The organism is Pseudomonas sp. LBUM1657 (assembly GCF_059716075.1).
In genome coordinates this window covers 1,330,587-1,343,270 of record NZ_CP166799.1, presented here as the reverse complement: position 1 = coordinate 1,343,270, position 12,684 = coordinate 1,330,587, and the positions used below count along the sequence as shown (strand labels likewise).

Sequence of the window (12,684 nt, the reverse complement as noted above, 5' to 3'; positions counted from 1 at the left end):
AAAAAGCCCCCGCTGCCGCCATGGCAACGGGGGTTTTTGATGGGGCTTACATTTCTACCTGAGTACCCAGCTCAATCACCCGGTTCAGCGGCAGATTGAAGAAACGCAGGTTGCCGTTGGCGTTCTGCAACATGAAGGCGAACAGTGCCTCTCGCCAGCGCGCCATGCCTTCGAGCTTGGAGGCGATGACTGTCTCGCGACTGAGGAAGTAGGTGGTGCGCATCGGGCTGAAGTCCAGGTCATCGAGATGACATAGCTTCAGTGCCTCCGGCACGTCCGGTTCGTCGACAAAGCCAAAGTGCAGGATCACCCGGAAGAAACCTTCACCGTGGGACTCCACCTCGAAGCGCCGTTGCGGCGGTACCCGTGGGATGTCTTCGTACACCACCGTCAGCAGCACCACCTGCTCATGAAGCACCTGGTTGTGCAGCAGGTTGTGCAACAGCGCGTGGGGCACGGCGTCCGGTCGCGCGGTGAGGAACACGGCGGTGCCCTGGACGCGATGCGGCGGTTGCACGCGAATACTCCCGATGAAGATTGGCAGCGGCAATCCACCCTCGTCGAGACGCTCGACCAGTAGCTGCTTGCCACGTTTCCAGGTGGTCATCAGCACAAACAGCACGATACCGGCGATCACCGGGAACGCGCCGCCCTGAATGATTTTCGGCACGTTGGCGGCGAAGTACAGACCGTCCACCAAGAGGAATCCGAGCAACACTGGAACCGCGAGGATCGGTGGCCATTTCCACAACAGCAACATCACCGCCGACACCAGGATGGTGGTCATCAGCATCGTGCCGGTTACCGCCACACCGTAGGCCGAGGCCAGGGCGCCTGAGGACTCGAAGCCCAGCACCAGCAGAATCACACCAACCATCAGCGACCAGTTCACCGCACCGATGTAGATCTGACCTTGCTCGGCACTGGAGGTGTGCTGGATGTGCATGCGCGGAATGTAGCCAAGCTGAATCGCCTGGCGGGTCAGGGAGAACGCGCCGGAAATCACCGCTTGCGAAGCAATCACCGTGGCCAGCGTCGACAGCCCCACCAGCGGAATCAACGCCCAACTCGGCGCCAGCAGATAGAACGGGTTACGCGCCGCTTCCGGATCTCCGAGCAGCAAGGCGCCCTGGCCGAAGTAGTTCAGCACCAGTGCCGGCAGCACGAGAATGAACCACGCGCGGGCAATCGGCTTGCGACCGAAATGGCCCATGTCGGCGTACAGCGCCTCGGCACCGGTCAGTGCCAGCACGACCGCGCCGAGGATGGCCACGCCCATGCCGGGATGCACGACAAAGAAGCGCACGCCCCACACCGGGTTCATCGCTTGCAACACTTCCGGGTGCTGCAGGATGCCGTAGACGCCGAGCGCCCCCAGCACCACAAACCAGGTCACCATGATCGGCCCGAACAGAATGCCAATGCGCGCGGTGCCGTGACGTTGAATCAGAAACAGCGCCACCAGCACGATCAGCGACAGCGGCACCACCCAATGGTCGATGCCTTCGAACGCCAGCCCCAAGCCTTCAATTGCCGAAAGCACGGAAATCGCCGGGGTGATCATGCTGTCGCCGTAAAACAGCGCCGCACCGATCAGTCCGCAGATGACCAGCAAGGTGCGCAACCTGGCGTGCCCCGCCGCCGCCCGCCGAGCCAGCGCGGTGAGGGCCATGATCCCGCCTTCGCCCTGGTTGTCGGCGCGCAGCACGAACAGCATGTATTTGATTGAGACGACCCAGATCAGCGACCAGAAGATCAGCGCCAGAATCCCCAGCACCCCGTCATGGGTGACGGGCACGCCATAACCACCGGAAAACACTTCTTTGAGGGTGTACAGCGGGCTCGTGCCGATATCGCCGTAAACCACCCCGACCGCCGCGACCAGCATGCCGATCGGTTTCGCCGCCGAATGCTCGGCGCACGCCGCCTGACTACTTGCCTGACCCATCCACCACTCCCACTACCCAGACCGGACTTCCTGAAAAAAGCACTATGCTTTGCCAGTCAGCATGCGCTGTTTTACTTGTTGTTACAGACGTTTTGTTGACTATAAAGAATCTGCAAAGCGTAACGGCGCGAAGCATAGCGCAGCACTCGTCGTATTTCCCTGCATAAAGCTGGTCAAGTGCGCCTCCCATCGCTAGAATTGCGCACTTTTTGATCAGAGGCAAAGCGTCCTGCCTCGCGAATCACTGCCGCTTTTTGACGACGCCTGTTGTTGCCATGCTGCGTTGCCGCTTCTCGCCATAGCGAGCTATGACTCGGCGCGGCGCCTTGCCTGGCAAAAACAGTCACTCGTCAAAAAGCAGCGTATTCACGAGGCAGGACGCCAAGCGCCCGTCAGTCGCCTTGCCGCTATCGGCTGGAGGCGTCACAAATACCGAGGTTAGACATGTCCACCACTCCTGCGCCGGCCAATCCCAAGGTTGGCTTCGTATCCCTGGGTTGCCCAAAAGCATTGGTCGACTCCGAGCGCATCCTTACCCAGCTGCGCATGGAAGGCTATGACGTTGTGTCCACCTATCAGGACGCCGACGTCGTGGTGGTCAACACCTGCGGCTTCATCGACTCGGCCAAGGCTGAGTCTTTGGAAGTAATCGGCGAAGCCATCAAGGAAAACGGCAAGGTCATCGTGACCGGCTGCATGGGCGTCGAAGAAGGCAACATTCGCAAGGTGCACCCAAGCGTGCTGGCCGTGACCGGTCCGCAACAGTACGAGCAAGTGGTCAACGCCGTGCACGACGCCGTGCCGCCACGTCAGGATCACAACCCGCTGATCGACCTGGTGCCGCCGCAAGGCATCAAGCTGACCCCGCGCCACTACGCCTACCTGAAGATTTCCGAAGGCTGCAACCACAGCTGCAGCTTCTGCATCATCCCGTCGATGCGCGGCAAACTGGTCAGCCGCCCGGTCGGTGACGTGCTCGACGAAGCCCAGCGCCTGGTCAAGGCCGGCGTCAAAGAGCTGTTGGTGATTTCGCAAGACACCAGCGCCTACGGTGTCGACGTGAAGTACCGCACCGGTTTCTGGAACGGTGCGCCGGTGAAAACCCGCATGACCGAACTCTGCGAAGCCCTGAGTACCCTCGGTGTCTGGGTTCGCCTGCACTACGTTTACCCGTACCCGCACGTCGATGAGCTGATTCCACTGATGGCCGCCGGGAAAATCCTGCCGTACCTGGACATCCCGTTCCAGCACGCCAGCCCGAAAGTCCTCAAATCGATGAAGCGTCCGGCCTTCGAAGACAAGACCCTGGCCCGCATCAAGAACTGGCGCGAGATCTGCCCGGACCTGATCATCCGCTCGACCTTCATCGTCGGCTTCCCCGGTGAAACCGAGGAAGACTTCCAGTACCTGCTGAACTGGCTGACTGAAGCCCAACTGGACCGCGTTGGCTGCTTCCAGTACTCGCCAGTCGAAGGCGCACCGGCCAACCTGCTGGACGCGGCCATCGTGCCGGACGACGTCAAGCAAGACCGCTGGGATCGCTTCATGGCGCACCAGCAGGCCATCAGCTCGGCTCGCCTGCAAATGCGCGTCGGCCGTGAAATCGAAGTCCTGGTCGATGAAGTCGACGAGCAAGGCGCAGTCGGCCGCTGCTTCTTCGATGCCCCGGAAATCGACGGCAACGTGTTTATCGACAACGGCAGCAACCTGAAGCCGGGCGACAAGGTCTGGTGCAAAGTGACCGACGCCGACGAATACGACCTGTGGGCTGAACAGATCTAAACGCAAAAAATACCCAAAGCCCCGCTCTCTTGACGAGATGCGGGGCTTTTTTACGTCTATCGTTTTGTGGAGAAAGGACTCGCCTCATTGCCAGCCACGGCTAATAAAAAAGGAGCAGCCGGCCATGCGCCAACATTCGGTCATCCACACACCGAAACAGAGCGACTACGAAGAACTCACACGGGTCTGGGAAGCCTCGGTGCGCGCCACCCATGACTTCTTGCCGGACAGCTACATTGAACTGCTGAAGAACCTGGTGCTGACCCGCTACCTCGACGCGGTAATGCTGATCTGCACCAAAGACTCGCGCCAGCGCATCACCGGGTTTGCCGGGGTGGCAGCGGGCAAGATCGAAATGCTCTTTATCGACCCGGCTCATCGTGGCCAAGGTCTGGGCAAGCAATTGCTGCGCTATGCCATGGAACACCTGAATGCCGATGAATTGGACGTCAACGAGCAGAACCCGCAAGCCTTGGGGTTCTACTTCAAGCAGGGTTTCGAAGTGATCGGCCGCACCGAGCATGACGGCATGGGCCAGCCTTATCCGCTGCTGCACATGCGGTTGCGTCAAAACCGGCAACAGGCCCGCAATGGCTGACACAAATGTGGGAGCGGGATTGCTCGCGAAGGGGCCATCAGTTTCAACATCAATGTTGACTGATAAATCGCTTTCGCGAGCAAGCCCGCTCCCACAAAAAGCCACACGACGCAAATGGACCCGCGATTAACCGGCGCCAGGCAGGTACAATGCCCACCCCTTTTTTGTTACGGCCCTGTCATGACTGACCCGATACGTCTCTCCAAACGCCTCATCGAACTCGTCGGCTGTTCCCGTCGGGAGGCTGAGCTGTTCATCGAGGGCGGCTGGGTCACCGTGGACGGTGAAGTCATCGACGAGCCGCAATTCAAGGTCGACACCCAGAAAGTCGAGCTCGACCCAGAAGCAAAGGCCACTGCGCCGGAGCCGGTGACCATCCTGTTCAACGTCCCGGCGGGCATGGATGCGGATACTGCGATGGCGACCATCAGCGCCGAGACCCTGAGCGAAGAACACCGCTTCAGCAAACGTCCGCTCAAGGGCCACTTCCTGCGCCTGACCGCCAGTACCGACCTGCAGGCCAATGCCAGCGGTTTGCTGGTGTTCACCCAGGACTGGAAGATCCTGCGCAAACTGACCGCCGATGCCAGCAAGATCGAGCAGGAGTATGTGGTCGAGGTTGAGGGCGACATGGTGGCTCACGGCCTCAACCGCCTGAACCACGGCCTGACCTACAAGGGCAAGGAACTGCCGCCGGTCAAAGCCAGCTGGCAGAACGAAAACCGTCTGCGCTTTGCAATGAAAAACCCACAACCGGGCGTGATTGCCCTGTTCTGCCAGGCCGTGGGCCTGAAGGTTGTCGCCATCCGTCGCATCCGCATCGGCGGCGTGTCCATCGGCAAAGTGCCTTTGGGGCAATGGCGCTACCTGTCCGGCAAAGAGAAGTTCTAAGACCTCTCACGCCGCCACACATTTCGGCGCCGCTGTTTTATGCGGCGCCCACTGCTGAATATCAGGATTGCACACCATGATTCATAACGACGTACTGCGCAGCGTGCGCTACATGCTCGACATCAGCGACAAGAAAGTCATCGAGATCATCAAGATCGGTGGCATGGACGTGTCCCTGGAAGACCTGCTGACCTACCTCGACAAGAAAGAGGAAGACGAGGAAGGCTTCGTGCGTTGCCCGGACGAAGTCATGGCACACTTCCTCGATGGCCTGGTGATCTTCAAGCGCGGCAAGGACGAAAGCCGTCCGCCGCAGCCGATCGAAGTACCGGTGACCAACAACATCATCCTGAAAAAGCTGCGCGTAGCCTTCGAACTGAAAGAAGACGACATGCACGCGATCCTCAAGGCGTCCGAGTTTCCGGTGTCCAAGCCTGAGTTGAGCGCACTGTTCCGCAAGTTCGGCCACACCAACTACCGCCCGTGCGGCGACCAGTTGCTGCGCAACTTCCTCAAGGGCCTGACCCTACGCGTTCGCCCGCAGTAATCGCCTGCCAGCCTTGAACTGCAAACCTGCAGTTCAAGGCCAGGCTGTATAGATCCTCATTCCTCGCAAAAATAGTGGCTCCGCTTCAGGCGGCTGACGACTAGGGTGTATTGACCCTCAGCTCTCAGGATTCGCCATGCACCCTTATTTTTCCCTGCAAGGCCGCACCGCTCTGGTGACCGGTGGCACCCGCGGTATCGGCAAAATGATCGCCAAGGCCTATGTCGAGGCCGGCGCTACCGTGTACGTCTGCGCCCGGGACGCCGAAGCTTGCCAACAGACCGCAGCTGAACTCAGCACCTTCGGGACTTGCCACGCCGTGGCCGCCAACCTTGCCAATGAAGAAGGCGTGCAGCAATTGGCCGCACGCCTGGGAGAACAGATCAGCCATCTGGATATTCTGGTGAATAACGCCGGCACGACCTGGGGCGCGCCGCTGGAGAGCTACCCGATCAAAGGCTGGGAAAAGGTCATGCAGCTCAATGTGACCTCGGTGTTCAACTGCATTCAGCAGTTCCTGCCGCTGCTGCGCAAAGCCGGTTCCGAAGCCAATCCGGCGCGAATCATCAACATCGGCTCGGTCGCCGGGATTTCGTCCTTCGGCGAACAGGCGTATGCCTACGGGCCGAGTAAAGCGGCCCTACATCAACTGTCGCGGATTCTGGCGCGGGAACTGGTGAGCCAGCACATCAACGTCAACGTGATTGCACCGGGGCGTTTTCCAAGCAAGATGACGCAGCACATCGGCAATGATGAACAGGCGTTGGCCGAAGATACGGCGTTGATTCCCATGAAGCGCTGGGGTCGAGAGGAAGAGATGGCGGCGTTGGCCATCAGCCTGGCGAGTACGGCCGGAGCTTACATGACCGGGAATATCATTCCGTTGGATGGTGGGTTTAGTCTCTGAAATCGGCGGCGCGGCCTTCGCGGGCAAGCCCGCTCCCACATTGGATTTGTGAACGACATAGATCAAATGTGGGAGCGGGCTTGCTCGCGAAAAGCGCCCTGTCAGTCACCACCGGCTCTAAGGTCGATCGGGTTATCATGCCCACCCTCATCCCGCCTCGACCCAGACCATGACCTACAGCGTTTCCCCCATCGGCTTCGTGCGCTCCTGCTTCAAAGAGAAGTTCGCCATCCCGCGCCAACCGCAACTGGCCCCGGCCGCTCGCGGCGTTCTGGAACTGGTGGCGCCGTTCGATCAGGGCGACGCGGTGCAAGGGCTGGAGCAGGTCAGTCATGTCTGGTTGCTGTTTTTGTTCCATCAAGCACTGGAAGAAAAGCCACGACTGAAAGTCCGCCCGCCTCGCCTCGGCGGTAACAAATCCATGGGCGTGTTTGCCACCCGTGCAACGCATCGACCCAATGGCATCGGGCAGTCGGTGGTCAAACTGGACAAGGTCGAAGCCAATCGCCTGTGGATATCCGGCATCGACCTGCTGGACGGCACGCCGATTCTCGACATAAAACCCTACGTGCCCTACGCCGACATCATCGATACGGCCTCCAATAGCATCGCCAGCGCCGCGCCGCAGCTGATTCCCGTGCAGTGGGCGGACGCAGCGCTGCAACAGGCTCACGGGCATGCTCAGCGCCTTGATGAGCCGCTGGTGGAGTTGATCGAGCAATGCTTGGCCCAAGACCCTCGTCCCGCTTATCAGACGCCCGCCCCGGAAAGAGAATATGGCGCGCAGTTTTGGGATGTCGATGTGCGCTGGCATTACCCCGCGCCGGACCTGATCCGCGTCCTCGAAGTCATCCCCGCGAACACCTGAACGCCGGAAACGAAAAAGCCCGCGCTGCCTTCTCAGGCAACGCGGGCTTTTTTTGAGCAATGCAAAACCAATGTGGGAGCGAGCTTGCTCGCGATTGCAGCCTGATATTCAACATCTATGTTGGCTGTCAGTCCGTCATCGCGAGCAAGCTCGCTCCTACAGGATTTGGTGAAGCTTATTTCTCGACGAACGCACGCTCGATCAGGTAATCACCCGGCTCGCGCATCCGCGGCGAAACTTTCAGGCCGAAGCTGTTCAACACTTCGCTGGTCTCGTCGAGCATGCTCGGGCTGCCGCACAACATGGCGCGGTCGTCCTGCGGGTTGATCGGAGGCAGACCGATGTCGCTGAACAGCTTGCCGCTGCGCATCAGATCAGTCAGGCGGCCTTCGTTCTCGAACGGCTCGCGGGTCACGGTCGGGTAGTAGATCAACTTGTCACGCAGGGACTCGCCGAAGAACTCGTTCTGCGGCAGGTGCTCGGTGATGAACTCGCGGTAAGCGACTTCGTTGACGTAACGCACGCCGTGGCACAGGATCACTTTCTCGAAACGCTCGTAGGTTTCCGGGTCCTGGATGACGCTCATGAACGGCGCCAGACCGGTACCAGTGCTGAGCAGGTACAAATGTTTGCCAGGCTTCAAGTCGTCCAGCACCAGCGTGCCGGTAGGCTTCTTGCTGATGATGATCTCGTCGCCTTCCTTCAGATGCTGCAACTGGGAAGTCAGCGGACCATCCGGCACCTTGATGCTGAAGAACTCGAGATGCTCTTCCCAGTTCGGGCTGGCAATCGAGTAAGCGCGCATAAGCGGGCGGCCGTTGGGCTGCTGCAGGCCGATCATCACGAACTGACCGTTCTCGAAGCGCAGGCCCGGATCACGGGTGCACTTGAAGCTGAACAGAGTGTCGTTCCAGTGATGAACACTGAGGACACGCTCGTGGTTCATGTTGCTCATGTACGTGGGACTCCTGGAAATTTGGTCTGCGCGTGCTCTGCGCCTGCTCCGGGAAAAAATGAGCTGCTGTGCGCAATTGCATCGCATTCTAATGGCAGCGACAATATCTGTTAACTGGATTATTAAGATAAGGGTTATCGGTTATATAGATATGCGATTTACTCTCCGTCAACTTCAAGTATTCGTCGCCGTCGCCCAGCAGGAAAGCGTATCCCGTGCTGCGGGTCTGCTCAACCTCTCGCAGTCGGCGGCGAGCACCTCGATCACCGAGCTAGAGCGCCAGTCCAGCTGTCAGCTGTTCGATCGCGCCGGCAAGCGGCTGAGCCTCAACGCCCTCGGCAAACAGCTGTTGCCCCAGGCGGTGGCGTTGCTCGATCAGTCCAAGGAAATCGAAGACCTGCTCAACGGCAAGTCCGGTTTCGGCTCCCTGGCGGTCGGTGCGACCCTGACCATTGGCAATTACCTGGCCACCTTGCTGATTGGCGGCTTCATGCAGCGCCACCCGGAAAGCCAAGTAAAGCTGCATGTGCAGAACACCGCCAACATCGTGCAGCAAGTCGCCCACTATGAAATTGATCTGGGTCTAATCGAAGGCGACTGCAACCACCCGGACATCGAAGTGCAGAGTTGGGTCGAGGATGAATTGGTGGTGTTCTGCGCGCCTCAGCATCCGTTGGCCAAGCGCGGAACGGCGACCATGGAAGAACTCACCCACGAGGCCTGGATTCTGCGTGAACAAGGTTCGGGGACGCGGCTGACCTTTGACCAGGCCATGCGTCACCATCGCAGCGCACTGAACATCCGCCTGGAGCTGGAACACACCGAAGCGATCAAGCGCGCGGTGGAATCAGGTTTGGGGATTGGCTGCATTTCGCGTCTGGCATTGCGCGACGCGTTCCGCCGCGGCAGTCTGGTTCCGGTGGAAACACCGGATCTGGACTTGGCGCGGCAGTTCTATTTCATCTGGCACAAACAGAAATATCAGACGTCGGCGATGCGCGAATTCCTCGACCTGTGCCGGGCGTTCACCGCTGGGGTGCAGCGCAGCGACGAGATCGTGCTGCCCACCATCGCTTAAAGCAGAATCACCGCCCACACCAGCGCAATCATGGTCAACGCCACGAGTTGCGCGGCACTGCCCATGTCCTTGGCATTCTTCGACAGCGGGTGCAGCTCAAGGGAAATGCGGTCGATGGCCGCTTCCACCGCCGAATTGAGCAACTCGACGATCAATGCCAGCAGGCAGACGGCAATCAGCAACGCCTGCTCGACACGGCTGACGTTCAGGAAGAACGATATCGGGATCAGGATGACGTTGAGCAACACCAGTTGCCGAAAGGCGGCTTCGCCTGTGAAGGCTGCGCGCAAGCCGTCCAGCGAATAGCCGGAGGCGTTGAGGATGCGTTTGAGGCCGGTCTGGCCTTTGAAAGGTGACATATGAGTGGGCAACTGACCAAAAAAGGAGTGGGAAAGCTAGATTAACCAAAGTCAAAAAAGCGTGAAGGCGCCAACCCTTAGTGGCTTGAAATTGACTCAAGTTGTTGCAAGAGCAACGCCGCCTGGGTGCGGGTCCGCACATTCAGTTTACGGAAAATCGCCGTGACGTGAGCCTTGATTGTCGCTTCGGAAACGCTCAGTTCGTAGGCAATCTGTTTGTTCAGCAAGCCTTCGCAGACCATGGTCAACACCCGGAACTGCTGGGGTGTCAGGCTCGCAAGGCCTTCACTGGCCGCCTTGGCTTCAGCGGAAACGCTGACGGCTTCGAACGCTTGGGGAGGCCAGAAGACGTCGCCATCGAGTACCGCGCGTACGGCTTTTTGAATGACGGTCAGGTCGCTGGACTTGGGGATGAAGCCACTGGCGCCGAACTCACGGGACTTGACCATGATCGAGGCCTCTTCCTGCGCCGAGACCATGACCACCGGAATTTGTGGGTACTGCCCGCGCAGCAGCACCAGCCCGGAAAATCCGTAGGCCCCCGGCATGTTCAGGTCCAGCAGCACCAGATCCCAGTCGGACTTCTCGTCCAGACGGGTTTCCAGTTCGGCAATGCTCGCCACTTCCACCAGACGGACATCCGGGCCAAGGCCCAGGGTCAACGCTTGATGCAGGGCGCTACGAAAAAGAGGGTGGTCATCGGCAATCAGGATTTCGTATGTGGCCATTTTTCTAATGATCCTGTTTTTCTAACAACTCAAGGCACAGCCACGGAGCTGCACCAACAGGGCACGTTCAACGCCAATCACGTGGCTATTCACGTAAAGAATACGGCGTATCAAACTTTGGCCGCGCCCTAATCGGCGCCAAGCATGCCCAGCGAAGCCGGGGTGGTCAAGCGACGTAGCCAGTCCTGTTGCTTGCAGTATGGGCGACTCTCAGCACATCACCGGGGCCGCGTTCTGCACGAAGGGCAGCAGCTCGGCGTGAGCCGGCGTTGAAACGTTCATGTCCAGCTGATGTTTCGCATCGAGGTAGTGCTGACTGAAGACGTCGAAATAAGCGTCCAGTGCCGATGCGGCCTCGACATCGCCTGCCAGATCGAGACACAGCGCCGCTACTTCGGCGGTGCACAGGTGTTCGCTGCGGGTCGAGCGGCGCAACCGGTACCGGGAGAGTTTCTCGGGAAGCAGACTCAGGATCGGCAATGCATCGAAATAGGGACTTTTGCGGAAAATCTTCCTGGCTTCCGTCCAGGTCGCGTCCAATAGAATGAACAACGGGCGCTTGGCGCTATCGACCTCGACGCTGTTTGTCACGCGCTCGGGTTCGACGTACTCACCCGGAAACACCAGGTAGGGCTGCCATTGCGGGTCGGATAACAGCTGCAACAGTTGTTGATCGACTTCGGTCCGTGACCAGATGAACGCATGGTTATCGCGCACCACGTCGGCAATCAGCCAACCGGTATTACTCGGCTTGAACACTTCCTTGTTGGTCATGATCAGGCACACACCGGAGCGGGTCTCGACCTGTGGGCGCCAGGCACACAGGCAATGACTCTCGATCACACGGCAGGCACGGCAACGCGGCGCTCTCCAGCCACGGGCCTGAATCGGCTTGATACCCTCCTCCTCGCGCTCGTCGCGCAGGCGGGCGACGGCATTCAATGCAAAGGGCTTGATTGCATGGCTCATCGCAGGCAACACCGGAAGGGGAAGAAAGTCGACACGAAAAACACTCGGCAGGGCATAAAGAGCTGGCAGTTTATCAGAGCGGACGGCACAAGCCTGTACCGTCCAGGCCACCTCCCCTATAATTCGCCGCCACTGAACGCACAGTCATGTGACTGGTCGAACCACCAGTCACTGAACCAGGAGAGTTTCATGTTGCGCCTTATCGTTCCCACCGCTGCCATTTTGCTGGCGTCGTCTTTCAGCGCTCAGGCTGCGTCCTTGAGTGAGCAGAATCTCAACAGAGAGCTGCAAAACGTCGCCACACAAAGCAGTGTTGGCACTCCACGGGCGATCAACGAAGACATACTTGATCAAGGCTACACCGTCGAAGGCAACGTGCTGATCAACCACCTGAGCGTGCAAAGCAGCCACGCCAACAAGATGCGTGCCGACCCGAAAGCCGTGTATTTCCAGCTTGGTGCCTCTGTATGCAACAACCCATCGTTCCGCAAACTGATGGCCAAGGGCGCGGTTATGCGTTACGACTTCACTGAGGTGAAGACCAACCGCTCAGTCGGCTCGGCCAGCTATCAGGAATCGGACTGTCCGAAAGCGACACCGACCAAGAAGAAGTAATCATCGGGATTTGGCGCGCCGCTGTTCATCCTCGGCGCGTAGTTCTGCCAACAGTGCCTGCAAGTAACGTGAACGCCGCTCGCCCCCCTCCAAACGCCGGCAGCACTCCTCTTCGAGACTCAAATGATTGGTCTCGGCTGATGACTTCAGCAATCGATACAGTTGCGTATCGATCTCCAGAATGACTCTGGCCATGGTGTCCCGCCTCCCTGCACCTCGCCCTTGCTTGAGCGATAAAATCCTTGAACCGCTTGTGCTGTGCGCCCTGCCTTTGACGCAAAGTTGTCGTGTCACGCCTGTAACTTAGTAAATCAGAGTGGCGGGCGCTCGGACTTGGTTCAGACGAACGGTGAAACCACCTTGCAAATCGTCAATAAGCAGTTGCCAGGAAAGACTTTGCGGCGCAATGATCAAAGCAGCGCGAATCACCGCGAGGGTC

Annotated in this window: 14 protein-coding genes; 8 read left to right on the top strand and 6 right to left on the bottom strand. The window is 59.1% G+C overall.

Annotated features, from left to right (window positions below; genetic code table 11):
* Positions 1–46: 46 nt before the first annotated feature.
* Positions 47–1,948, bottom strand: a complete 1,902-nt coding sequence (locus ACA055_RS06020) for a potassium transporter Kup (protein WP_497682792.1) — start codon at positions 1,946–1,948, stop codon at positions 47–49.
* A 444-nt stretch (positions 1,949–2,392) separates the two neighbouring features.
* Between ACA055_RS06020 and rimO the strand changes: the two genes are divergently transcribed.
* The 6 genes from rimO (at position 2,393) to tsaA (ending at position 7,541) form a co-directional block, all read left to right on the top strand.
* On the top strand, positions 2,393–3,730 hold the full coding sequence (gene rimO / locus ACA055_RS06015) for a 30S ribosomal protein S12 methylthiotransferase RimO (RefSeq protein ID WP_497682791.1): 1,338 nt from the start codon (positions 2,393–2,395) through the stop codon (positions 3,728–3,730).
* A gap of 124 nt (positions 3,731–3,854) precedes the next feature.
* Positions 3,855–4,328 (top strand): GNAT family N-acetyltransferase, encoded by a 474-nt coding sequence (locus tag ACA055_RS06010; protein WP_497682790.1) that lies wholly within the window; start codon positions 3,855–3,857, stop codon positions 4,326–4,328.
* A 180-nt stretch (positions 4,329–4,508) separates the two neighbouring features.
* Positions 4,509–5,219, top strand: coding sequence for an rRNA pseudouridine synthase (locus ACA055_RS06005; RefSeq protein WP_497682789.1), 711 nt, complete (start codon positions 4,509–4,511; stop codon positions 5,217–5,219).
* A 76-nt stretch (positions 5,220–5,295) separates the two neighbouring features.
* Positions 5,296–5,766: a YehS family protein gene (locus tag ACA055_RS06000; protein ID WP_083374900.1), complete on the top strand. Its 471-nt coding sequence runs from the start codon at positions 5,296–5,298 to the stop codon at positions 5,764–5,766.
* A 136-nt stretch (positions 5,767–5,902) separates the two neighbouring features.
* Positions 5,903–6,673, top strand: coding sequence for an SDR family oxidoreductase (locus tag ACA055_RS05995; RefSeq protein WP_497682788.1), 771 nt, complete (start codon positions 5,903–5,905; stop codon positions 6,671–6,673).
* Between the two features lie 169 nt (positions 6,674–6,842).
* On the top strand, positions 6,843–7,541 hold the full coding sequence (tsaA, locus tag ACA055_RS05990; RefSeq protein ID WP_497682787.1) for a tRNA (N6-threonylcarbamoyladenosine(37)-N6)-methyltransferase TrmO: 699 nt from the start codon (positions 6,843–6,845) through the stop codon (positions 7,539–7,541).
* Between the two features lie 175 nt (positions 7,542–7,716).
* Here tsaA and fpr read toward each other — a convergent pair whose 3' ends face one another.
* Positions 7,717–8,496, bottom strand: a complete 780-nt coding sequence (fpr, locus tag ACA055_RS05985) for a ferredoxin-NADP reductase (RefSeq protein ID WP_007947184.1) — start codon at positions 8,494–8,496, stop codon at positions 7,717–7,719.
* 151 nt (positions 8,497–8,647) lie between these two features.
* Between fpr and ACA055_RS05980 the strand changes: the two genes are divergently transcribed.
* Entirely contained in the window at positions 8,648–9,574 is a 927-nt protein-coding gene (locus ACA055_RS05980; RefSeq protein ID WP_497682786.1) for a LysR family transcriptional regulator, read from the top strand.
* Here ACA055_RS05980 and ACA055_RS05975 read toward each other — a convergent pair.
* The 3 genes from ACA055_RS05975 to ACA055_RS05965 form a co-directional block, all read right to left on the bottom strand.
* Complete coding sequence (locus ACA055_RS05975; protein WP_008030027.1) at positions 9,571–9,933, bottom strand: diacylglycerol kinase; 363 nt, start codon at positions 9,931–9,933, stop codon at positions 9,571–9,573. The two genes, ACA055_RS05980 and ACA055_RS05975, sit on opposite strands and share 4 nt — an antisense overlap.
* Positions 9,934–10,010: 77 nt before the next feature.
* Positions 10,011–10,661 (bottom strand): response regulator transcription factor ErdR, encoded by a 651-nt coding sequence (gene erdR / locus ACA055_RS05970; RefSeq protein ID WP_497682785.1) that lies wholly within the window; start codon positions 10,659–10,661, stop codon positions 10,011–10,013.
* A 210-nt stretch (positions 10,662–10,871) separates the two neighbouring features.
* Positions 10,872–11,630: a tRNA-uridine aminocarboxypropyltransferase gene (locus ACA055_RS05965; protein WP_497682784.1), complete on the bottom strand. Its 759-nt coding sequence runs from the start codon at positions 11,628–11,630 to the stop codon at positions 10,872–10,874.
* Positions 11,631–11,819: 189 nt separating this feature from the next.
* Here ACA055_RS05965 and ACA055_RS05960 point away from each other — a divergent pair, with 189 nt between their 5' ends.
* On the top strand, positions 11,820–12,245 hold the full coding sequence (locus ACA055_RS05960; protein WP_497682783.1) for a PA3611 family quorum-sensing-regulated virulence factor: 426 nt from the start codon (positions 11,820–11,822) through the stop codon (positions 12,243–12,245).
* On the opposite strand, the gene ACA055_RS05955 is transcribed toward ACA055_RS05960, so the two are convergent.
* Positions 12,246–12,440 carry a hypothetical protein gene (locus ACA055_RS05955; RefSeq protein ID WP_497682782.1) on the bottom strand — a complete coding sequence of 65 codons (195 nt, stop codon included), beginning with the start codon at positions 12,438–12,440 and terminating at the stop codon, positions 12,246–12,248.
* Positions 12,441–12,684: the final 244 nt, after the last annotated feature.

Excerpts from the sequence above, each read along its gene's own strand:
- ACA055_RS05980 (WP_497682786.1), top strand. The coding sequence starts at position 8,648 with ATGCGATTTACTCTCCGTCAACTTCAAGTATTCGTCGCCGTCGCCCAG.
- erdR (WP_497682785.1), bottom strand. The coding sequence starts at position 10,661 with ATGGCCACATACGAAATCCTGATTGCCGATGACCACCCTCTTTTTCGT.
- ACA055_RS05960 (WP_497682783.1), top strand. The coding sequence starts at position 11,820 with ATGTTGCGCCTTATCGTTCCCACCGCTGCCATTTTGCTGGCGTCGTCT.
- ACA055_RS05955 (WP_497682782.1), bottom strand. The coding sequence starts at position 12,440 with ATGGCCAGAGTCATTCTGGAGATCGATACGCAACTGTATCGATTGCTG.
- ACA055_RS05975 (WP_008030027.1), bottom strand. The coding sequence starts at position 9,933 with ATGTCACCTTTCAAAGGCCAGACCGGCCTCAAACGCATCCTCAACGCC.
- ACA055_RS05995 (WP_497682788.1), top strand. The coding sequence starts at position 5,903 with ATGCACCCTTATTTTTCCCTGCAAGGCCGCACCGCTCTGGTGACCGGT.
- ACA055_RS05965 (WP_497682784.1), bottom strand. The coding sequence starts at position 11,630 with ATGAGCCATGCAATCAAGCCCTTTGCATTGAATGCCGTCGCCCGCCTG.
- fpr (WP_007947184.1), bottom strand. The coding sequence starts at position 8,496 with ATGAGCAACATGAACCACGAGCGTGTCCTCAGTGTTCATCACTGGAAC.
- ACA055_RS06010 (WP_497682790.1), top strand. The coding sequence starts at position 3,855 with ATGCGCCAACATTCGGTCATCCACACACCGAAACAGAGCGACTACGAA.
- ACA055_RS06005 (WP_497682789.1), top strand. The coding sequence starts at position 4,509 with ATGACTGACCCGATACGTCTCTCCAAACGCCTCATCGAACTCGTCGGC.
- tsaA (WP_497682787.1), top strand. The coding sequence starts at position 6,843 with ATGACCTACAGCGTTTCCCCCATCGGCTTCGTGCGCTCCTGCTTCAAA.
- rimO (WP_497682791.1), top strand. The coding sequence starts at position 2,393 with ATGTCCACCACTCCTGCGCCGGCCAATCCCAAGGTTGGCTTCGTATCC.
- ACA055_RS06000 (WP_083374900.1), top strand. The coding sequence starts at position 5,296 with ATGATTCATAACGACGTACTGCGCAGCGTGCGCTACATGCTCGACATC.
- ACA055_RS06020 (WP_497682792.1), bottom strand. The coding sequence starts at position 1,948 with ATGGGTCAGGCAAGTAGTCAGGCGGCGTGCGCCGAGCATTCGGCGGCG.